This window comes from Aliiroseovarius sp. PrR006 (genome assembly GCF_010500215.1).
GTDB lineage: Bacteria > Pseudomonadota > Alphaproteobacteria > Rhodobacterales > Rhodobacteraceae > Aliiroseovarius.
In genome coordinates this window covers 1576693-1596332 of sequence record NZ_JAAGOY010000004.1, presented here as the reverse complement: position 1 = coordinate 1596332, position 19640 = coordinate 1576693, and the positions used below count along the sequence as shown (strand labels likewise).

Annotated in this window: 18 protein-coding genes; 10 read left to right on the top strand and 8 right to left on the bottom strand. The window is 61.4% G+C overall.

Annotated elements, in window-relative coordinates:
* Positions 1 to 80 precede the first annotated feature (80 nt).
* The 3 genes from G0Q00_RS07820 to G0Q00_RS07810 all read right to left on the bottom strand — a co-directional run bounded on the left by G0Q00_RS07820 (position 81) and on the right by G0Q00_RS07810 (position 4404).
* Positions 81 to 911 (bottom strand): 4-(cytidine 5'-diphospho)-2-C-methyl-D-erythritol kinase, encoded by an 831-nt coding sequence (locus G0Q00_RS07820; protein WP_163037937.1) that lies wholly within the window; start codon positions 909 to 911, stop codon positions 81 to 83.
* Positions 908 to 2629, bottom strand: a complete 1722-nt coding sequence (locus tag G0Q00_RS07815) for a tetratricopeptide repeat protein (RefSeq protein ID WP_163037935.1) — start codon at positions 2627 to 2629, stop codon at positions 908 to 910. The genes G0Q00_RS07820 and G0Q00_RS07815 overlap by 4 nt, the downstream gene beginning before the upstream one ends.
* 122 nt (positions 2630 to 2751) lie before the next feature.
* The gene (locus tag G0Q00_RS07810; protein WP_163037933.1) at positions 2752 to 4404 is read right to left on the bottom strand and encodes an electron transfer flavoprotein-ubiquinone oxidoreductase; all 1653 of its coding nucleotides are present in this window, start codon (positions 4402 to 4404) and stop codon (positions 2752 to 2754) included.
* A gap of 293 nt (positions 4405 to 4697) precedes the next feature.
* Here G0Q00_RS07810 and greA point away from each other — a divergent pair, with 293 nt between their 5' ends.
* On the top strand, positions 4698 to 5168 hold the full coding sequence (gene greA / locus G0Q00_RS07805; RefSeq protein WP_163037931.1) for a transcription elongation factor GreA: 471 nt from the start codon (positions 4698 to 4700) through the stop codon (positions 5166 to 5168).
* 2 nt (positions 5169 to 5170) lie between these two features.
* The gene (locus G0Q00_RS07800) at positions 5171 to 6241 is read left to right on the top strand and encodes a hypothetical protein (RefSeq protein WP_370458551.1); all 1071 of its coding nucleotides are present in this window, start codon (positions 5171 to 5173) and stop codon (positions 6239 to 6241) included.
* Between the two features lie 293 nt (positions 6242 to 6534).
* Here G0Q00_RS07800 and G0Q00_RS07795 read toward each other — a convergent pair whose 3' ends face one another.
* From G0Q00_RS07795 to G0Q00_RS07780, 4 genes are all read right to left on the bottom strand, one after another.
* On the bottom strand, positions 6535 to 9858 hold the full coding sequence (locus G0Q00_RS07795; RefSeq protein ID WP_163037929.1) for an efflux RND transporter permease subunit: 3324 nt from the start codon (positions 9856 to 9858) through the stop codon (positions 6535 to 6537).
* A 3-nt stretch (positions 9859 to 9861) separates the two neighbouring features.
* Positions 9862 to 11319 (bottom strand): efflux RND transporter periplasmic adaptor subunit, encoded by a 1458-nt coding sequence (locus G0Q00_RS07790; protein ID WP_163037927.1) that lies wholly within the window; start codon positions 11317 to 11319, stop codon positions 9862 to 9864.
* A gap of 122 nt (positions 11320 to 11441) precedes the next feature.
* Positions 11442 to 11990 (bottom strand): molybdenum cofactor biosynthesis protein B, encoded by a 549-nt coding sequence (gene moaB / locus G0Q00_RS07785; RefSeq protein ID WP_163037925.1) that lies wholly within the window; start codon positions 11988 to 11990, stop codon positions 11442 to 11444.
* Positions 11991 to 12014: 24 nt separating this feature from the next.
* The gene (locus tag G0Q00_RS07780; protein WP_163037923.1) at positions 12015 to 12830 is read right to left on the bottom strand and encodes a uracil-DNA glycosylase family protein; all 816 of its coding nucleotides are present in this window, start codon (positions 12828 to 12830) and stop codon (positions 12015 to 12017) included.
* A 240-nt stretch (positions 12831 to 13070) separates the two neighbouring features.
* Between G0Q00_RS07780 and G0Q00_RS07775 the strand changes: the two genes are divergently transcribed.
* From G0Q00_RS07775 to G0Q00_RS07755, 5 genes are read left to right on the top strand one after another with little or no spacing between them, the layout of a single operon-like run.
* The gene (locus G0Q00_RS07775) at positions 13071 to 14033 is read left to right on the top strand and encodes an aspartate carbamoyltransferase catalytic subunit (RefSeq protein ID WP_163037921.1); all 963 of its coding nucleotides are present in this window, start codon (positions 13071 to 13073) and stop codon (positions 14031 to 14033) included.
* Complete coding sequence (locus G0Q00_RS07770) at positions 14026 to 14484, top strand: hypothetical protein (protein ID WP_163037919.1); 459 nt, start codon at positions 14026 to 14028, stop codon at positions 14482 to 14484. Before G0Q00_RS07775 ends, G0Q00_RS07770 begins: the two co-directional genes overlap by 8 nt.
* A 10-nt stretch (positions 14485 to 14494) precedes the next feature.
* Positions 14495 to 15766, top strand: a complete 1272-nt coding sequence (gene pyrC, locus G0Q00_RS07765; protein ID WP_163037917.1) for a dihydroorotase — start codon at positions 14495 to 14497, stop codon at positions 15764 to 15766.
* Positions 15759 to 16364 carry a glycerol-3-phosphate 1-O-acyltransferase PlsY gene (gene plsY, locus G0Q00_RS07760; protein ID WP_163037915.1) on the top strand — a complete coding sequence of 202 codons (606 nt, stop codon included), beginning with the start codon at positions 15759 to 15761 and terminating at the stop codon, positions 16362 to 16364. Before pyrC ends, plsY begins: the two co-directional genes overlap by 8 nt.
* A gap of 22 nt (positions 16365 to 16386) precedes the next feature.
* Positions 16387 to 16809, top strand: coding sequence for a DUF805 domain-containing protein (locus G0Q00_RS07755; protein ID WP_163037913.1), 423 nt, complete (start codon positions 16387 to 16389; stop codon positions 16807 to 16809).
* Here the strand turns inward: G0Q00_RS07755 and G0Q00_RS07750 are convergent, their stop codons facing one another.
* Positions 16810 to 17067 carry a DUF167 domain-containing protein gene (locus tag G0Q00_RS07750; protein ID WP_163037911.1) on the bottom strand — a complete coding sequence of 86 codons (258 nt, stop codon included), beginning with the start codon at positions 17065 to 17067 and terminating at the stop codon, positions 16810 to 16812.
* Positions 17068 to 17141: 74 nt separating this feature from the next.
* Between G0Q00_RS07750 and G0Q00_RS07745 the strand changes: the two genes are divergently transcribed.
* The 3 genes from G0Q00_RS07745 (at position 17142) to G0Q00_RS07735 (ending at position 19618) form a co-directional block, all read left to right on the top strand.
* On the top strand, positions 17142 to 18254 hold the full coding sequence (locus tag G0Q00_RS07745) for a class II histone deacetylase (RefSeq protein WP_163038383.1): 1113 nt from the start codon (positions 17142 to 17144) through the stop codon (positions 18252 to 18254).
* Between the two features lie 99 nt (positions 18255 to 18353).
* Positions 18354 to 18932 carry a nitroreductase gene (locus tag G0Q00_RS07740; protein WP_163037909.1) on the top strand — a complete coding sequence of 193 codons (579 nt, stop codon included), beginning with the start codon at positions 18354 to 18356 and terminating at the stop codon, positions 18930 to 18932.
* Positions 18932 to 19618 carry an EI24 domain-containing protein gene (locus G0Q00_RS07735; RefSeq protein ID WP_163037907.1) on the top strand — a complete coding sequence of 229 codons (687 nt, stop codon included), beginning with the start codon at positions 18932 to 18934 and terminating at the stop codon, positions 19616 to 19618. Before G0Q00_RS07740 ends, G0Q00_RS07735 begins: the two co-directional genes overlap by 1 nt.
* Positions 19619 to 19640 lie beyond the last annotated feature (22 nt).

The following is a 19640-nucleotide window of genomic DNA, read 5'->3' as shown; positions in this document are numbered from 1 at the left end:
TGCCGGAAATATCCTGGGGTGAGCCCGTATGGGCGAGGGGCAACGCCCCTCCAGGCTCACGAAGTGAGCTACCTATAGCCTTACGATAGTTTCGCGGCTTCCACCCACCAGTCAGCTTTGGTTTGCGCCAGTGTGGCAGCACCTGATTGCGCAGCCTCCACGGTCTCGAACAGAGCAAAGCACGTCGCGCCCGACCCCGACATCCGCGCCAGCCGTGCGCCGGGCAGATTCGCCAGCGCGTCCAACACATCGTGAATGACCGGGGACCGCGCAATCGCCGGGGCCTCCAGATCATTGCGTTGAGTGGCCAGCCAGTCGATAAACGCGCGTGCCTTTAGGCCCTGCGGGATCCGTTTGGGCATCGGTGGGTTTTGTTTGTTCTCCAGCGCCTTGAAGACCTCTGGGGTCGGTACGTCCACACCGGGGTTCGCCAAAACCGCGAAGATGGGCGGAAGGCCGGAGCAGGGGGTGACGTCTTCGCCAATCCCGCGCATCCGGGCGGCTTGTCGCATCAGGCAGACACGTACATCTGCGCCAAGGTCCGCAACGCCCTCGGGCAGGCGCGTGTCGCCGATCAGGTCGGACAGAGCAAGAATGGTCGCCGCGGCGTCCGCGCTTCCGCCGCCGATTCCCGCCGCAGCCGGCAGGTGTTTGGACAAGACAATATGGACGGGCACGCCAAACAGGTCCGCGGCGCGGGCAACAAGATTCGATCCATCCGTCGGCACACCTGCCGCCTTCGGGCCAATCACCTCCAGCCGGTTCTGCTCGGCGGGCATCACGGTGATCCGGTCGCCCACATCGGCGAAGACCACAAGGCTGTCCAGCAGATGATAGCCATCGCGCCGCTGCCCGGTGACATGCAGGGTCAGGTTCACCTTGGCGGGGGCGAAAACCTTCGCGATGCTCATTCCGAGGCGTTCAGGGGGTCGGCCCCTTCTTCTTCAAGAACCACGTCCAGACCAACCTCGAGCTTGCGGCGGATGCGGTCGGGGTCAAGCTCGGTCAGGTCGGTGTCATCGGTGATGAAGCTTAGGGCGCGGCTCCATTGGAACTCGGCTTCGCGTTTGCGACCTACGGCCCAGTATGTGTCGCCCAGATGATCGTTAAGGATGGGTTCAACGGGATCTAACTCGACCGCGCGTTCCATTTGCACGACAGCCTCGTCATAGCGGCCCAAGCGATAGAGAACCCAACCCAGACTGTCGACAATATAGCCGCGATCCGGGCGGGCCGCGACGGCGCGCTCGATCATGTTCAGAGCCTCGTCCAGCTTCTCGCGCCTCTCCACCAGCGAATAGCCCAGATAGTTCAGAACGGTGGGTTGCTCGGGGCTGAGTTCTAGCGCCCTGCGGAAATCGGCTTCCGCAGCTGGCCAATCATCCAGTTTGTGGGCGGCGATCGCGCGCTGGAAATAGGTGGGCCATTGGGACGGCAGCTTGGCTTCGAAGCGCTCAATTGCAAGGTCATATGCATCGCGTGCTTCGGCGAAGCGGTCCTGTTGCATCAGAGTGTCCCCAAGCGCCACGCGAAAGCGCAGTGTGTCAGGGAATGTTTCAGCCAACGCGCGCAGCTCGCCAGTGGCTTCGTCCAGTCGGTCGGCACGACGCAGAACATCGGTACGGCCAAGAGCGGCATGCTGATAGGCAAAGCTATCTTGCGGCACCCGGCCATAACTCTCGATCGCCAGATCATGGTGGCCCATGTCTTCAAGGATCTGGGCCGACAGGACCAGAGCCCCGGCATGGGTTGGGGCAAGATGCTCGGCCACTCGGTTGTACAGAAGGATGCCAGTTTGGTCGCCTTCAGGGCCGACCGACTCGGCCACGGCAAACAAGAGCTCGGCAATTCCATCTTGCGGCGCGCGGATGATGGTGAAGTCCAGCGTTTTTCCCGCCTCGAGATCCGCGATCATTTGTTCGACTTCGGCATCGGACATGCCGGTGCGTGCGGCCGTCATCAGCTCAATCGCTTTGTCCTGCTGGTCGCTTTGGCTAAGCGACTGGGCATGGGCAAACAGGCCCGAGCGGTTCAGTTGAAGCGCGCCGTTCTCGCCGCCCAGAATGCGGGCCGCGCCTTCGAAGTCTCCGACATAGGCCAGCGCAAGCGCTTTTTGATACAGGGTAAATCCGTGGCTCGCATTGTCTTCACCCATCGCGTCAAAAATAGCCAGCGCGTCCGACATCTTGCCTTGTCCAATACGGATCCACGCCTGAATCATCTGGTCGATAACCGGGGCGATAGAAACTTTGGTGCCCACAAGTGCGGTAGCGGTCTCCCAATCACTCCTTGTCAGGGCATTGCCCAGCAGGACAAGTGCCGCGATCTGATTGTCTTCACTGACCGAGGCCAGCCGGCGCGCGTAGGGCAGTGCATCGTCCAGTTTTCCAAGCGCGATCTGGGCGACGATCAGCCCTTCCAGAACGTCCAGATTTTGCGGGTCCTGCGCAATCGCGCGGGTGCCGTATTCAACCATTTCCGGAAAGCTGCGTGACAGATCGGCATGCCGTGCGGCCAGATACGCCCCCGCCACATTATCCGCATAGGCAGCGGTTCCCACCGCGCATTGCGCGGCCAGAAGGGTCGAAAGGGCAAGGCCGCGCAGGGCCGAAGAAGTCAGGCGGAACAAGGGCATAAATTCCTTAAGTCGCAGCAGGGTTACGTCTGTAAAACCTAATGTGCCTTCCAGTTGAAAACAATGAGGGGCAGCACATGGCCGCCCCTCTTTGTCGCTTTTTTGATCGGTTGCGATCACATGTTCGGATAGTTCGGTCCGTCGCCGCCCTGCGGTACCGTCCAGGTGATGTTCTGGCTGGGATCCTTGATGTCGCAGGTCTTGCAGTGCACGCAGTTCTGGAAGTTGACGACAAAGCGCGGGTCTTTGCCTTCTTCTTCGACAACTTCGTACACACCAGCCGGGCAGTAACGCTGCGCGGGCTCTGCGAACTCGGGCAGGTTGACCGAGATCGGCAGGTCCGGGTTGGCCAGCTTCAGGTGGCAAGGCTGGCTTTCCTCGTGGTTGGTGGCTGCGAAGGACACGTTGGTCAGGCGGTCGAACGACAGCGTGCCATCGGGCTTCGGATACTCGATTTCCGGATAGTCCGCGGCTTTGCCGGTGGCTTCCGCATCCGACTTGCCGTGCTTCACGGTGCCGAAGGGCGAGAACTTGAAGATCGACTGAACCCACATGTCCAGACCGCCCAGCATCAGCGATGCGGTCAGGCCGTATTTCGACCACAGCGGCTTGACGTTGCGGACCTTCTTCAGGTCTTTCGCGACGTCACCGGTGCGCAGTTCTTCTTCGTAATCGTTCAGCTCGTCGCTGGAGCGGCCTGCCTTGATGGCTTTCACAGCGGCATCAGCCGCAGCGATGCCCGACAGCATGGCATTGTGGTTGCCCTTGATGCGCGGCACGTTCACCAGACCGACCGAGCAGCCCAGCAGTGCTCCACCGGGGAACGAGGCTTTTGGCATCGACTGATAGCCGCCTTCCGAGATCGCACGCGCGCCGTAGGCGACGCGCTTGCCGCCTTCCAGCAGCTTGGCGATTTCCGGGTGATGCTTGAAGCGCTGGAATTCCATGTAAGGATACAGGTGCGGGTTCTTATAGTTCAGGTGAACCACGAAGCCGACAAACACTTGGTTGTTTTCCAGGTGATAGATGAACGAACCACCACCCGCGTTCGATCCCAGCGGCCAGCCCATCGTGTGGGTCACGGTGCCTTCGCGGTGCTTGGCGGGATCGATCTCCCAAATTTCTTTCATGCCGACGCCGAATTTCTGAACGTCGCGGCCAGCCTGCAGGTCGTATTTGCCGATGATCTCTTTCGCCAGCGACCCGCGCACGCCTTCCGAGATGAAGACGTACTTGCCGTGCAGCTCCATGCCCGGTTCGGTGTTGGGGCCGTAGGATCCGTCAGCTTCCAGACCGAAGACACCGGCTACGACGCCCTTCACTTCGCCGTTGTCGCCGTAGACCAGTTCCGATGCGGCCATGCCGGGGAAGATTTCCACGCCCAGTTCTTCGGCTTGTTCAGCCATCCAGCGGCAGACATTCGCCATCGAGACGATGTATTTGCCGTGGTTGTTCATCAGAGGCGGCATCGGCCAGTTCGGCACGCGCAGGTGACCTGCCGGTCCAAGCACAAGGAAGTTGTCTTTCTTCACTTCCGTCTTGATCGGTGCGCCTTTTTCCTTCCAGTCGGGGATCAGCTTGTCCAGGCCGCAGGTGTCCAGCACAGCACCCGACAGGATGTGCGCGCCCACTTCCGAGCCCTTCTCAAGCACCACGACCTCAAGGTCTGGGTCTTGTTGTTTCAGACGAATGGCGGCGGACAGGCCTGCGGGGCCTGCGCCCACGATGACCACGTCGTATTCCATGCTTTCGCGTTCGATGTCGCTCATAATCTTTTCCCCGGATGGTCCGTTTCGCAAGATCGTTAGCTTGACGCACGGGGCGGGTCAATCAGGACACGACGTTACAAGGGGGTGTTTCCGACAAATTTGCGGTGCCGCGGCGTTGTTTGCGCTGACACACACCGTATAGGGCTGGAATGGCCCTTTTCGGATCCAATCGCGCAGACCAACAAGGGCGTTGCAAATCGCGCCGGATTGCTAGATTTTCGACCTGACCGAGCCGTAATGAGACCACGCTGTCGGGTGCCTCGGTGCCGGGCGACAATAAATGAACAGGTTTGATGGAAAAAATACCTTTGACCCGCGCGGGCCACACCGCGCTGAATGACGAGTTGAAACAGCTGAAAACTGTAGAACGCCCCGCGATCATCGAGGCGATTGCCACCGCGCGCGAGCTTGGTGACCTGAAAGAAAATGCCGAGTACCACTCGGCCCGCGAAAAGCAGGGTTTCATCGAAGGCCGCATTAAAGAGCTGGAAGGCATTCTGTCTTTGGCCGAAGTGATCGACCCCGCGAACATGTCTGGCACAGTCAAGTTTTCGGCGACCGTCACCATCGTTGATGAAGACACCGACGAAGAGAAGACCTATCAGATTGTCGGCGAACCCGAAGCCGACATCGAGAATGGCAAATTGAACATCAAGTCCCCCTTGGCCCGTGCCCTGATCGGCAAGGAAGAAGGCGACAGCGTCGAAGTGCGCACGCCGGGTGGCGAGAAAGCCTATGAAATCCTGAATATCGACTGGATCTGAACGTGGCAGACAAGCCCCAGAAGAAGGACGCCAAGCAACGTGCCCCTAAAGGTACTGCACCTTTAGAGCTGCTGGACGAGGCTTCTTCGCTCAGCGTGGCCGAAGTAATCGGCCTTGCCCTGTCCTTCGTCTGGTTGGCCGCCTGTGCGATGTTCTTCATGGTACTGGGCACCGGCCCGTCGGAGGGCGGATTTGATCCGTTGCGCTTCGTGATGGTCGTGGTTGCCATTGCCATGCCTGTTGCAATGATCTGGGTGGCCGTTGCCGCGATGCGCTCGGCCCGGATCATGCGTCAGGAAAGCACTCGGTTGAAAGCGGCGATCGACGGGATGCGCACGGCGTATCTGCAGCAGCAACAAAGCATGGGCGGCCCTGGCGCGCAGGCGTCCAAGGTGGAACAAAAGCTGGAAGAGATCGCCAAGGTCTCGCGCCGGACAGAAACGGCGCTGGCGACCTTTGTGTCGATTCGCCCCGGCATGCCCAGCCTGACCAACCCACACCCAGCTCCGATTGCGCCTGCTATGGGGGCTGAGGAAGCGCCGAAAGATCCGGTGGATCAAACGAAGCTCGAGCTTGGCACCCCGGCAGAGGACATGATCCCGCCGCTGTCGATCGAGGATTTCATCCGCGCGATGCATTTCCCCGAACACGCGCAGGACGCTGAAGGGTTCCGCGCCCTGCGCCGCGCCCTTGAAGATCGTCAGGTGGCGGGGCTGGTGCAGGCCGCGCAAGATATTCTGACGCTGATGTCTCAGGATGGCATCTACATGGATGACCTGCGCCCTGACCGCGCCCGCCCCGAAGTCTGGCGCAAATTTGCAGCTGGTGAACGCGGCAAAGAGATTGCCGCGTTGGGTGGGGTTCGTGACCGCTCGTCCTTGGCGTTGACCGCTGGGCGGATGCGCAAAGATCCGGTATTCCGCGATACGGCCCACCATTTCCTACGCCGCTTTGACCAGACCTATGCGCAGTTCGAAAAGAACGCTTCGGATGCAGATTTGGCGGCGATGGCAGACACCCGCACTGCGCGGGCCTTCATGCTTCTCGGGCGCGTGACGGGGACGTTCGACTAAACCCTCCCGCCCGTGCGCCATGCCTGACGGCATGTTCCCCGGTTGGGGGTGGCCTCGCTGCGCTCGGTAGATTTGATGCCTCCGGCGGGGATATTTTCCAACTAGAAAAGCGCGAAAACCAATTCTTAACCCCCGGGCCATAGTGTGAAGGGGCGGTACAGGCGGGGACGCCGATGACCGCACAAGGAAAAGCGACAGCTTGAAAGAGAGGGCGGCCCCTCTCTTTTTCTTGTCTCAAATATCCCGGGGTGAGCGGCGGCAGCCGCGAGGGGCAGCGCCCCTACTTGGCTTCATCACCCTGCGCGTCGCTGGCTGGCATAGGCCGCGGCCATGCTGATCACCGCTATTGTGCCGCACATTATGACCGCACGCAGGATCGCGCCGTTGGTGGCGCCCCAGATCGCGATGGATCCAACAAATGCCAGCAGCATCGCGCCCGCAGCCAGCCCGGTGACGCGCACTGCCGGTTTGGCTGCAGCGCGCCCGCGCCCGTGCCAGAGACGCCGCAACGTGGCCAGCATCTTCCCGATGTCAGTCTGAATAGCGATCAGCGATGGCACGATCAGCAGCACCAGAAACATTCCGAACCCAAGCCCATAGATCAGCGTGATCACCGTGGGTTTCAGGAACTGCGCCTGCCGCGAGGTTTCATAGAGCAGCGGCATCAGCCCTAGAACCGTGGTCATTGTGGTCAGCATCACCGCGCGCAGGCGGTCGGCGGTGCCTTCGATAATGGCTGGTATAATCCCGCGTTCCTTTGCGTACTCGTCGATGGTGGTGACCAGCACGATGGAGTCGTTGATGATGATCCCCGTCATCCCGATCAGCCCCACGACCGAGAACATGGACAGGGGGACCCCCCATTGCACATGGCCGTAGATCGCCCCAACCAGCCCGAAGGGAATGATCGACATCACCACCAAAGGCCGCGTCCAGCTTGAGAAAATCCACGCGAGCGTCAGGAAGATTCCCAGCAGCACCAAGATCAGACCGGTGCGCGCATCCGACAGGAAATCACTTTGCTGTTCGGCCAACCCGCCGATGCGATATTCGATAGAGTGGACCTCGGCCAGCGCGGGCAGGATCTCGGTCTCGATCGTGCGCTGGATCTCTTCGGCGCGGGCTGCGTTGTCTTCGCTGATATCACCCGAGACATTGACCATCCGAATGCCGTTTTCACGTTGAACCGTAGCAAACCCTTGTCGTGTCTGGACAGACACCAGATCCGCGAGGCTGACATAATCGCCCGCCTGCGTGCGTAGTTGCATCCGCTCAAGGAAATCGGCCGAGCGTTCGCCATCCGGAATTTCGACCCGGATTTCAGCGGACCGCGTGCCGTCGGGATACGTCGCGGCCTCGACCCCGTTCAGGCGGTTGCGCAAGACGCGGCTGAGGTCATCAATGGTGAACCCCAGCGCCTTGCCTTGCGCGGTCAGATCCAGAACCAGCTCTTCCTTATCATAGCTCAGGCTGTCTTCCAGTGCTGACACTTCGGGGTATTGGATTAGCTGCATTTTCAGGTCTTCGGCAGCGGCCTTCAAGGCCTCCGAGGTCGCCCCGAACAGATCGACGTCAAGGCTGTCTCCGCCCGGACCGAACCGGCCACCGCGGAAAGACAGAACCTCGAGCAGCGGATGGTTCACGATCTCGTCTTGTAGGGCCGAGACGAGTTCAAACGTGGAATAGGGGCGCAGGTCGGCATCGATCAGTTCGACCACGATGGACCCAAGAAGATCAGCATCCTTGTTGTCTACGCCGGATAGGCCACGCCCCGCGTTGCCGCCGATTTGTGCTAGCGCACTGGCCACGGGGTCCGCACCGTATTCTGTTTCGAATTGAGCGGTGGTGGCTTCCACGGCGCGCTGCACATTGTCCAGCATGGCACGGGTATCAGCACGGGTTGCGCCCTCGGCCATCGCGAAGTTGGCGGTGATGGTGGATTGCTCGGGCGCGCTGAAAAAGCGGAAGGTCAGATCGCCGCGAATGAAGACCGACACTTGGCTGGCGAGGATCAGGATGGTCGCGGCAATTACCGGATAGCGCGCTTTGATCACCAGCGCCATGAGCGGACGGAATCCGTTGTCTCGCACCCAGCGGAAGCCTTTGTTCACCTGTCGCGACGGCCAATCATACCAGTGTTCTTTCGTTGTATGTGTCAACGCATGCGCCATGTGGTGCGGCAGGATCAGGAAGCATTCGATCAGTGATGCCGCCAGCACCACGATCACGGTGAAGGGAATGTCGGTGATCAGATCCCCAAACCGACCACCAATCGAAGTCAGACCGAAGAACGCGATGATCGTGGTCAGGGTGGCCGAGAAAACCGGCGGGAACATCCGTCGCGCCGCGTTCTCAGAAGCTGTGAAGGGGCTTTCACCCAACCTGCGCGCTCGGAAATCCGCGTGTTCGCCCACCACGATGGCGTCATCCACGACGATCCCCAACGTGATGATCAACGCGAAAAGCGAGATCATGTTGATCGTGATCCCGGACATGTACATCAGGAAGACGGCGGTGGTCATGGCCACGGGGATTCCGGCAGCAACCCAGAACGCGGTGCGGGCGTTCAGGAAGAGGAAGAGCAGAAGCAGCACCAGTCCCAGTCCCTGTAGCCCGTTTTCGGTCAGCATCTTCAGGCGGGCAGAAATCAGGGCAGAGCGCGTACGCATCAGCTCGATCTCGACCCCTTCGGGCAGGGTTTCCAGCATTTCGGCGCGGATTTCCTCGACGATCTCTTGCAGCTCGATCGCGTCCCCTTGGGCGGACCGCGAGACGTTCAGCGCCATCGCCGGATCGTCGCCCACGAAATAAGAGCGGTTGCGGTTCACGCCTTCGACGCGCACGGTCGCGACGTCACCGATGGTCAAGTTCGAGCCGTCCGCATTGGCGCGCAGGACCAGTGCGGCGATGTCATCCGGCGTTCGCTTGGGATCACCCGTGCGGACCCTTGCCGCGCCGGACGAGACATTGCCCGCTGGGTTGGTGCTGACGGCGCCGGAGATAACCTGAGCAATCTCAGCCATGCTTACGTCGTTCTTGATCAGCGACAGGGACGTGACCTCGACCACGGTTTGCGGGGCGGCGAAGCCCCGGATCGAGGTGCGCGTCACGCCGCGTTCGAACAGGCGGATTACCATTTCATCGGCAAAGCGGCCCAGCTGTTCAATGGCCACAGGCCCCGAGATCACCACGTCCGTCACGCTGTCGCGCCACACGCCGCGCCGAACCTTCGGGGTGTCGGCGTCCTCGGGCAGGTCGGTGATTTCATCCACCGCCGTCTGAATGTCATCAGCAGCCTGATTAACGTCCCAGCCGGGTTCGAACTCCATCGTTATGTTTGCGCGGCCTTCGAAGGCGCGCGAGCTGACGCTGGACACACCGTCAACAGCCAGAAGCGAAGGCTCCATCACTTGGACGATTGCGGTGTCTACATCCTCGGCGCCTGCGCCTTGCCATGTGGTGTTGACCGAGACAGTCTCGACCACAACATCGGGGAAAAATTGCGCCCGCATCTGCGGATAGCTGGCGATGCCAAGTGCCATAAGAATCACCAATAGCAGGTTGGCGACCGTGGCGTGGCGGGTGAAATAAGACAGGATGCCGGTGGCCGGAGACATAACTTAGTTCCCCATGCGCTTTTCAAGCCGCGCCAGCGTGTCAGCGGGCAGTTCGCCCTCGTCCAACTGGCGCAGGATGCGATCGCGGGCGGGTTCGGGCATCCGTGTGTTGCTTTCCACAAAGCTTTTCAACAGCGCAATTCGGGCGGGGTCCAGGGCAACCATTTCGGGCTTGGTTTCCGGGACCAGTTTGCCGTCGCGCACAGGGCGCACGCGAATGCCTTCGCCCAGAACCGGGCTGCGCTTGGTAATCGCCTCGCGCCCATTCAGGCCGGACGCACGGACCAGAACGTCGTCACCTTGGCGGTGCAGAAGTGTCACCTGCGCGCCTTCCAGCCGGTCACCTTCGCCCAAAAGCAGGATGTTGCCCGAGGCGTCCAATGCGGTCGCGGGCAGACGCACCACTTGGTCCAGCGGCGGCTCGGACAGTTCAACGGTCACGAAATCCCCCGGACGCAGGCCCGGCGTGGCGTCCAGATTGGCAAAAAGCATCCGGCCCGTCTGCCCTTCACCCACATCGGCGCTTTCGCGGTCAACGCGGCCCGTGGCGGTCAGGTCCACGCCGGTGGCTTCCAGCCGGACCATTACGGGCAGGTCTGCCAATGCGCCGTTATCGGCCAAAAGCCGTGCATATTGCGCGGTCGAGACACGGAAGCCGACCTCGAGCTTGTTGGGGTCGACCAAGCGCGCCAGCTTTTCGTTCGGGGTAACGAGCCCGCCACGCAGGACAGTCACGTCGGTCAGGGTGCCTGCGAATGCGGCGCGAATTTCGGTCTCGTCCAGACGGCGCTGGGCTTCGTCGCGGGCGATTTCGCGGCGAGATAGGGAGGCTTCGGCCGTGGCGACGCGGGCTTCGGCGGTGATGACTGCCTGCCGTTTGCCCAGCACGGCCTGTGCAGCGGTAGAGGCCGCCAGCGCGGCGTTTTCAACAGCAGCTTCGGTGCCGACACCCCGCTCAACAAGATCGTTCTGACGGGCCAATGCGGCATCGCGCAAATCGGCCTGACGGCGGGCATTCGCAAGATCATCGCGCGCCAGATCCAAAGCGGCCGTCCCATCGCGCAGTTCAGCCTTGGCTTGGGTCAGGTCTGTCTCGGCCAAACTCAGCGCGGCTTTGTAGTCGGTCGGGTCGATACGCAGAAGAAGCGCGTCTTCCTCGACCTGCCCGCCGTTCACGAAGGCGTCTGACATTTCGACCACCGTGCCCGAGGCGCGGGCGCGGATGTCCAAGCCCCGGCGTGTGGCGAGTTCCCCGAAAGATGACAGGATGGGGGTGATGGTCGCGGGCTCCAGCGTGACCACATTGGCCGAAAACACCCGCTCGCGCCCCGACGGGGCCGCGTTGTCGCGATCCGCGCGCGCCTTAAAGGCCGTTTGCACCATCAGTCCAGCCATCGCCAAAAGGCCGATTGTGGCAGCCAACAGGAAAAGCCCAATCAGGCTGCGTCCCAGAAATCGCATACATCTCTCCGTCTCATCCGTTGCTATCCTGACCTGCGCCACAAGCCGGGGCAAGCGGCGTGTGGTCACAGCTGCGATAGCGTCGGTCCATATGATCCATACGGATCAAACGGATGAGTGGATTACTTCCGTCGCTTATGTTCGTCCAAACGCGGAAAAATTTCGACGAAATTGCAGGGGTGGTGGCGATAGTCCAGTTGATGCACCAGAATTTCGTCCCACGCGTCTTTGCAGGCGCCGGGGCTGCCGGGTAGTGCAAAGAGGTACGTGCCGTTGGCGACGCCGCCTGTGGCGCGGCTTTGCACGGCCGAGGTACCGATCTTTTTCATCGAGACGATGGTGAAAACAGTCGCAAAGGCCTCGATTTCCTTTTCATAGACATCGCGATGCGCCTCGACCGAGACATCGCGGCCCGTCAGGCCTGTGCCGCCGGTGGAAATCACCACGTCGATCTCGGGGTCCAGCGACCAAGCGCGCAGTTGATCCGCAATCTCTCCCCGTTCGTCGCGGATGATCTTCCGATCAGCCAGTAGATGCCCAGCCCCTTCGAGCCGCTTCACCAAGGTGTCGCCCGAACGGTCCTCGTCCATCGAGCGGCTGTCAGACACGGTCAAAACCGCGATGCGGACGGGGATGAATTCGCGTTGGTTGTCGGCGGGGATCTTGGACATGGTGTGGCCTGTGTCTTTGGTGGGCTATGAGCCCTCGTTCAGTTTTGCTTGGATTTCCAACAGATCCGCCCATGCCTCGCGCTTGGCGGTGGGGTTGCGCAGCAGATAGGCGGGGTGGAACATCGGCATGATCGGCTTGCCCCAATGGCTGTCCCAGTTGCCCCGCAGCCGGGTGATGCCGCGCTTGCCGAGGATGGCCTGACAGGGCGTGTTGCCCATCAACACGATCAGTTCGGGCGCGACCAGCTGCACGTGACGCTCAAGGAAGGGGACCATCATGGCCATTTCCTCGGGGCTAGGATCGCGGTTTTGCGGAGGACGCCAGGGCATGACATTGGTTATATAAACGGCATCTTTCGACAGGGGTACATCGCGCCCCATGCCGATTGCGGCGAACATCTTGTCCAGAAGCTGCCCGGCGCGGCCCACGAAGGGGCGGCCTTCGATATCCTCGTCCCGGCCCGGAGCCTCGCCGATGATCATCACGCGCGCGGCGGGGTTGCCGTCAGAGATCACCGTATTGCGTGCGCCCTTCTTCAATTCGCAGCCATCAAAAGCCTTCATCGCGGCCTTCAGCCCGTCCAGATCCTGCGCCCCTGCGGCGGCCTGTTTGGCCAGCGCAACATAGTCGATCTTGGGCTCAGCAGGCGGCGGTGTCGGGGCGGTCCGTTTGGGTAGCTCGACCGGTGCGGATGCTTGGGCTTTGGGGGCAGGTTTCGGTTCAGATGGGGCCAGGGCATAGCGATCCACCGGGGCGTCGGAAATTGCATCCACCGCGCCCAGCTCGATCTGCCATTCCAAAAGCGCTTTTGCGCTGTGCCAGTCTTGTGCCGATTCCATGTGCGCAGCTTACGGGGGCGACAAGGGAAGGTAAACGTACTCAAGGCAATAGGATCTGCCCATTCGCCTGCCGATAGGCAGGCGGCGCCCGACCCTCCCCCATGGGAGGGCGCTTCACACCCACCCAGGCTCGTGCGCCACCTGCGTCTAACACGCGACGACGGTGTCACATGCACACAAGGGATAGACGAACCCGCGCCTCAACCCTATAAGCGCGTGGAACACAGGACGGAGGCCCGTATGACATTCCGCCAACGACATCTTCTTGGGATCGAACAGCTTCACCCGGAAGAGATCAAAACCGTTCTCGATCTTGCCGACAGCTATGCCGAGATGAACCGATCGACCACCAAGCATTCCGATGCTTTGGCGGGGCTGACCCAGATCAACATGTTCTTCGAGAACTCCACCCGCACGCAGGCGTCTTTCGAGATTGCCGGCAAGCGTCTGGGTGCGGATGTGATGAACATGGCGATGCAGGCGTCGTCCATTAAGAAGGGCGAGACGCTGATTGATACAGCGCTGACCTTGAACGCGATGCATCCGGATCTGCTGGTTGTGCGTCACCCGCATTCGGGCGCGGTGAACCTTCTGGCCGAGAAGGTGAACTGTGCCGTTCTAAACGCTGGCGACGGCAAGCACGAGCACCCGACGCAGGCGCTTTTGGATGCGCTGACCATCCGGCGCGAGAAGGGCCGCCTTCATCGTCTGACCGTGGCGATCTGCGGCGACATCGCGCATAGCCGCGTTGCCCGTTCGAACCTGATCCTGCTGGGCAAGATGGAAAACCGCGTGCGCCTCGTCGGCCCGCCGACCTTGATGCCCAGCCAGATCGACCAGTTCGGGGTCGAGGTTTATGACGACATGGAAGAGGGTCTGAAAGACGCCGATGTCGTCATGATGCTGCGGCTTCAGCGCGAGCGTATGGATGGCGGCTTCATCCCCTCGGAACGCGAATACTATCATCGTTACGGTCTGGACGCCGAAAAGCTGGCTCACGCCAAGGATGACGCCATCGTCATGCATCCCGGCCCGATGAACCGTGGGGTCGAGATCGACGGCACCATCGCCGACGACATCAACCGTTCGGTCATTCAGGAACAGGTCGAAATGGGCGTCGCCGTGCGCATGGCCGCGATGGACCTTCTGGCGCGCAATCTGAAGGCGGAACGCGAGAATAAGGCCGAGGGCGTCTATGTCTGAGCAAGAGTTCGAACTGGAACCCCGTCTGGAAAGCCAGACCGCCCCTCAACTGGAACCGGGCGAGACGCTGATCGACAGATTCTCGGGTAATACAACGACCTATGTGAAAGAGCATGTGATGCTGGCCGCCTTGGGCGCGCTTGTGATCTCGGGCGCATTGATGGCGATGGGTAACCCGCATGCTTGGACGGGTGTGATTGGTTCTGTCGCGGCGATCGCCGTGCGCGGGCTTTATGTCGCCAAAGAACAGCTGGGCTTTACGTGGCACCTGACCAACCGTCGCATGATTGGTCCGGATGGGCGCACCATTCTGTTGACCTCGATCGACAAGGTGAACGTGATCTTCACCGCGGCTCAGTTGGTCACCCTGTCCGGCGACAAATACATGTTGAAATATCAGGCCAACGCCAAGGCCACCCAAGCCGCGATTGATCGTGCGCGAGGCGCGTAAGGAGACTGACATGACCACCACCTTCACCAATGCCCGCCTGATCAACCCGGAAACCGGCACGGACGAGGTTGGCAGCCTGACCATCGAAGGCGGGCTGATCACCGGCGTGAATGCGGGCGAGGAAGGCGATGTCATCGATTGCGGCGGCAAATGTCTGGCTCCCGGCATCGTGGATATCGGTGTGAAGATCGGCGAGCCGGGCGAGCGGCACAAGGAAAGCTTCCGCACCGCCGGTCTGGCGGCGGCGGCGGGCGGCGTGACCACGATGGTCATTCGCCCCGACACCACCCCCGCCGTGGACACGCCCGAGACGTTGTCCTTCGTAACCCGCCGCGCCGGGCAGGTGACGCCTGTGAACGTGCATTCCATGGGCGCCCTGACTAAAGGCCGTGAAGGCCGCGAGATGGTCGAGATGGGTTTTATGCTGGATGCCGGAGCAATTGCCTTTACCGATTGCGACCATGTGGTGACCGACAACAAGGTCTATTCCCGCGCCATGACCTATGCCCGCTCGCTGCGCGCGCTGATCATCGGCCACCCGCAGGATCCGCAACTGTCGAAGGGGGCGGCGGTGACCTCGGGCAAATTTGCGTCTTTGCGCGGTCTGCCAGCGGTCACCCCTATGGCCGAACGGATGGGGTTGGAACGTGATCTGGCGCTGGCCGAGATGACGGGCGTGGCCTATCACGCTGACAGTCTGTCCACCGCGAAATCGTTGCCTGCGCTGGAGCGCGCGAAAGCGGCTGGCGTCGATGTGTCCGCAGGTGTGAACATCCACCACCTGACCCTGAACGAGCTGGACGTGGGCGACTATCGCACCTTCTTCAAGGTGAAGCCGCCCTTGCGCAGCGAAGACGACCGTCTGGCGATGGTCGAGGCCGTGGCCTCGGGCCTGATCGACATAATTTCCTCCATGCACACCCCGCAGGATGAGGAAAGCAAACGCCTGCCGTTCGAAGAAGCGGCCTCGGGCGCGGTGGCGTTGGAAACGCTGCTGCCCGCTGCGATGCGTCTGGTGCATGCGGGTCTGATCGACCTGCCGACGCTGTGGCGTGCGCTGTCCTTGAACCCCGCCCGCCGCTTCAACCTACCGGGAGGAGAGCTGACCGTGGGTGGGCCCGCCGATCTGGTCCTGTTCGACCCCGATGCGCCCTTCGTTCTGGACCGCTTCAAGCTGAATTCGAAATCCAAAAACACGCCGTTTGATGGCGCGCGGATGGAGGGCAAAGTGCTGGGCACATGGGTTGGCGGCGAACGTGTGTTTGGGGGCGAAGATGCCTGATCTGCTCACCTCATTCCCGCTGCTGATTGGTGTCGCCATCGCTGGCTATCTGCTGGGCTCGATCCCCTTTGGTATCGTCATGGCGCGGTTGTTTGGGCTGGGCGATCTGCGCCAGATCGGATCGGGCAATATCGGGGCGACCAACGTGCTGCGCACCGGCAACAAAGTCGCCGCATTCCTGACCCTGATCGGAGACGCCGGCAAAGGGGGCGCCGCCGTCTTGCTGGCCCGCGCTCTCTTTGCCGAAGACGCCGCCCAACTGGCAGGGTTCATGGCGTTTCTTGGCCACTGCTTCCCGGTGTTTCTGGGGTTCAAGGGCGGCAAGGGCGTGGCCACTTGGCTGGGCACCATGTTGGCGCTGGCCTTCCCTCTGGGGCTGGCCGCTTGTGCCACATGGTTGGTTACTGCGCTGATCTTCCGCATCTCCTCGCTTGCCGCGTTGGTCGCAGCGGCGCTGTCGCCGGTCATCGCTTTGGTGTTTGGCTGGAACAGCCTTGTTCTAATTTCAGTTGCATTGGCTGCCTTGATTTTCTACCGCCACAGCGCGAATATTGCGCGCATCATCTCTGGCGAAGAGCCACGCATTGGGCGCAAGTAATCCCAGCTAAGGGGCATTTAATATGGATTTCCAAACATCAGTTCGGACGTGCTTTCAGAAATACGTCACCTTTTCAGGCCGAGCTTCTCGCAGTGAATTTTGGTGGTTCACGTTGTTTCTCGTTATCGGTTCATTTGCGCTGACGCTCGTTGACATTATGCTGCTCGGGTCTGAAACCCTGTCACCACTCAGCAGCCTGTTCTCACTCGCGACATTTCTTCCGGGCTTGGCTGTGGCCGTACGCCGCCTGCATGATCGCGATCGTAGCGGATGGTGGTATCTGCTGATCCTTGTGCCGTTGATCGGTATCATTGTGCTGATCGTTTGGTGGGCGTCGATAGGCACCGATGGTCCGAACCGCTTTGGACATGATCCGCTTGGCAATGCCCCGAGCGATGATGACGGCGACTATGCCACCTCCTCGATCCCGCGCGCGGGCCATTGATCACCCGTTGACCTGAAACACCTTATCTTTCGACGTCGCGCCTTGGACCAGTTCAAGGCGCGATTTTGCGATGCCAAGCGCGTCTGCCAGCAGCTTTCCAACCGCCTTGTTGGCCTTACCGTTCTCGGGCGCGGTTGTGGTCTGAACGCGGATTTGCCCATCGCGCACAGAGACCTTGTTCCGAGACGCTTTCGGGGTGACCCGCACCGCGATCCGCGCGCCTTCCTCGGCCAGATATGACAACTCGCCCTTCTTCATGGGCGCAGAGTGCCGCGCGGGGCTGGACGGCGCAAGGGCTGTGGGTCACTGTGCAGGCAACGATGGAGGGCGGCATGCGCAAGACAGGGTTTTTCTGGGACGAGAAGTGCTTTTGGCATTCGGGCGGCAACTATGCGGGCAACCTGCCCGTGGGCGGGTTGGTGCAACCCTTGGCGGCAGGCGGTCTGCCTGAAAGCCCCGAGACCAAACGGCGATTGAAGAACCTGATGGACGTGACCGGCCTGTCGCGCGCACTGGTCCAGCGCACCGCTGCCGAAGCGGACATCGAGACGCTGGCCCGCGTCCACCCCGCATCCTTCCTGTCGGATTTCAAAGCCGCCTCGGACACGGGCGGAGGCGAGCTGGGCCTGCGCACCCCCTTCGGCCAAGGTGGGTTCGAGATCGCGGCGCTCTCGGCAGGCTTGTCCGTCGCCGCATTGGAGGCTGTTCTGCGGGGCGAGGTCGACAACGCCTATGCCCTGTCGCGCCCGCCCGGCCATCACTGTCTGCCGGATTTCCCGAACGGGTTCTGTCTGCTTGCCAACCTTGGCGTCGCGATCCGCAATGCGCAGGCCAAGGGTCTGGCCAAGCGCTTTGTTGTGCTGGATTGGGACGTGCATCACGGCAACGGGACTGAGGCGATTTTTATCGATGATCCGGACGTGCTGACGATCTCTATCCACCAAGAGCGGAACTATCCGCTGGATACGGGCGACGCGGATGTGCGGGGCGAAGGGAAAGGGCAGGGCGCCAACATGAACCTTCCGCTGCCTCCGGGCGCGGGGCATGCGACCTATATCGAGGCGATGGAGCGGATTATCCTGCCCGCCATCCGCGCGCACGAGCCCGAGGTGATCGTGGTGGCAAATGGCTATGACGCGGCGGTGATCGACCCGCTGTCCTGCATGTTGGCCACTGCCGACACCTTCCGCCAGATGACCCGTATGGTCATGGAGCTGGCTGGCGACATCTGCGATGGGCGCGTGATGATGGCCCATGAGGGCGGGTACTCCGAGGTCTATGTGCCCTTCTGCGGCCACGCCGTACTGGAGGAATTGTCAGGCGCGGGCATTCACGCCCCTGACCCTCTGGCCGAGGCTTTCGCCATCCGCCAACCCAACGCCAAGGCCGAAGCGTTCTTTTCCGGTCAGCTGGCCGACCTGTCCGATTTCTTCAATGTAAAGTGACTTAACATCTTGACGTCGGGCCACGCAGACCCGACATATCCCCCAAGCCAGCCGCGTCCCGCGGCCAAGCAAGATATTGCTCTGACCAAGGACAAACATATGCCTGAACGCAACCAAGCGGCGCTTGATTTCCTTCTGACCCGACGCTCGCGCCCGGCCAAGACCCTGACCGGTCCCGGCCCGGATCGTGACACGCTGACAACCATCCTAACCGCCGCCGCCCGCACGCCGGATCACGGCAAGCTGGAACCGTGGCGTTTTGTCGTGCTGGAAAAGCCTGCCTTGATGCGCGCCCATGCGCTTGTGGCAGAACGCGGTACCGCGCTGGGTCTTGATCCTGCCAAGATCGAGAAAGAACAGATCGCTTACGCGCGCAGCCCTCTGGCTGTCGTGGTGGTGGCAAGCCCTGTCGACAGCGAGAAGGTGCCAGCGATCGAGCAGACCTATTCTGCCGGCGCCGTCTGTCTGGCGCTTCTGAACGCCGCTTTGGCCTCGGGCTGGGGGGCGAACTGGCTGTCTGGCTGGGCCAGCTTTGACGCGGATTTCACCCGTGCTGCCTTTGGCGTGGACAGTCACGAAAGCGTTGCAGGCATCATCCATATCGGCACCGAAACCGTTGCCCCGCCCGAGCGTCCGCGCCCGGATCTGGACGCAATCACCACTTGGATTGAAAGCTAATGTTTGACGATTTCTTCCGCGCGCTTGGCCAGCTTGGCGACCCGCGCTTTCGCAATGTGCTGCTGAAGGGGCTTGGCCTGACCGTTGGCCTTCTGGCGGCGATCACCTTCGCGATGACATGGCTGGTGGGCTTACTGGTCCCCGACACCCTGTCGCTGCCCTTCGTGGGCGAGATCTCGTGGGTCAACGGGCTGGCGCTTTGGGCGTCGGTGCTGCTGATGCTGGTGCTGTCGGTCATCCTGATGGTTCCCGTCGCGGGCGCCTTCACGGGTCTGTTTCTGGACGAGGTCGCCGACGCAGTCGAGGCCAAGCACTATCCCCACCTCCCGCCCAACCCCGAGACCTCGATCCTGAATGACGTCCGCGAAAGCCTTGGCTTTTTCGGCGTGATTGTCGGCGTGAACCTGATCGCCCTGATCCTGTTCTTCTTCGTGGGTCCCTTGGCCCCGATCCTGTTCTACGCGGTGAACGGATACCTGCTGGGCCGAGAATACTTCACCATGGCCGCCATGCGCCGCATGCCCCGCGCAGACGCGCATGCCTTACGCCGCCGTCACAACGCGCAGATCTGGTTTGCCGGATGCTTGATGGCAGTGCCGTTGTCAGTGCCGCTGGTGAACCTCTTGATCCCCATTCTGGGCGCGGCAAGCTTCACGCATATGTTCCACCGTCTTGCAGGACGTTAGAACGAAATAGGGCGCCCACTGG

What these genes read in the sequence shown, in the direction of transcription:
- G0Q00_RS07820 (WP_163037937.1), bottom strand. Translation starts at nt 911, where the DNA reads ATGAGCATCGCGAAGGTTTTCGCCCCCGCCAAGGTGAACCTGACCCTG.
- G0Q00_RS07810 (WP_163037933.1), bottom strand. Translation starts at nt 4,404, where the DNA reads ATGAGCGACATCGAACGCGAAAGCATGGAATACGACGTGGTCATCGTG.
- greA (WP_163037931.1), top strand. Translation starts at nt 4,698, where the DNA reads ATGGAAAAAATACCTTTGACCCGCGCGGGCCACACCGCGCTGAATGAC.
- G0Q00_RS07795 (WP_163037929.1), bottom strand. Translation starts at nt 9,858, where the DNA reads ATGTCTCCGGCCACCGGCATCCTGTCTTATTTCACCCGCCACGCCACG.
- G0Q00_RS07790 (WP_163037927.1), bottom strand. Translation starts at nt 11,319, where the DNA reads ATGCGATTTCTGGGACGCAGCCTGATTGGGCTTTTCCTGTTGGCTGCC.
- moaB (WP_163037925.1), bottom strand. Translation starts at nt 11,990, where the DNA reads ATGTCCAAGATCCCCGCCGACAACCAACGCGAATTCATCCCCGTCCGC.
- G0Q00_RS07780 (WP_163037923.1), bottom strand. Translation starts at nt 12,830, where the DNA reads ATGGAATCGGCACAAGACTGGCACAGCGCAAAAGCGCTTTTGGAATGG.
- G0Q00_RS07775 (WP_163037921.1), top strand. Translation starts at nt 13,071, where the DNA reads ATGACATTCCGCCAACGACATCTTCTTGGGATCGAACAGCTTCACCCG.
- G0Q00_RS07770 (WP_163037919.1), top strand. Translation starts at nt 14,026, where the DNA reads ATGTCTGAGCAAGAGTTCGAACTGGAACCCCGTCTGGAAAGCCAGACC.
- pyrC (WP_163037917.1), top strand. Translation starts at nt 14,495, where the DNA reads ATGACCACCACCTTCACCAATGCCCGCCTGATCAACCCGGAAACCGGC.
- plsY (WP_163037915.1), top strand. Translation starts at nt 15,759, where the DNA reads ATGCCTGATCTGCTCACCTCATTCCCGCTGCTGATTGGTGTCGCCATC.
- G0Q00_RS07755 (WP_163037913.1), top strand. Translation starts at nt 16,387, where the DNA reads ATGGATTTCCAAACATCAGTTCGGACGTGCTTTCAGAAATACGTCACC.
- G0Q00_RS07750 (WP_163037911.1), bottom strand. Translation starts at nt 17,067, where the DNA reads ATGAAGAAGGGCGAGTTGTCATATCTGGCCGAGGAAGGCGCGCGGATC.
- G0Q00_RS07745 (WP_163038383.1), top strand. Translation starts at nt 17,142, where the DNA reads ATGCGCAAGACAGGGTTTTTCTGGGACGAGAAGTGCTTTTGGCATTCG.
- G0Q00_RS07740 (WP_163037909.1), top strand. Translation starts at nt 18,354, where the DNA reads ATGCCTGAACGCAACCAAGCGGCGCTTGATTTCCTTCTGACCCGACGC.
- G0Q00_RS07735 (WP_163037907.1), top strand. Translation starts at nt 18,932, where the DNA reads ATGTTTGACGATTTCTTCCGCGCGCTTGGCCAGCTTGGCGACCCGCGC.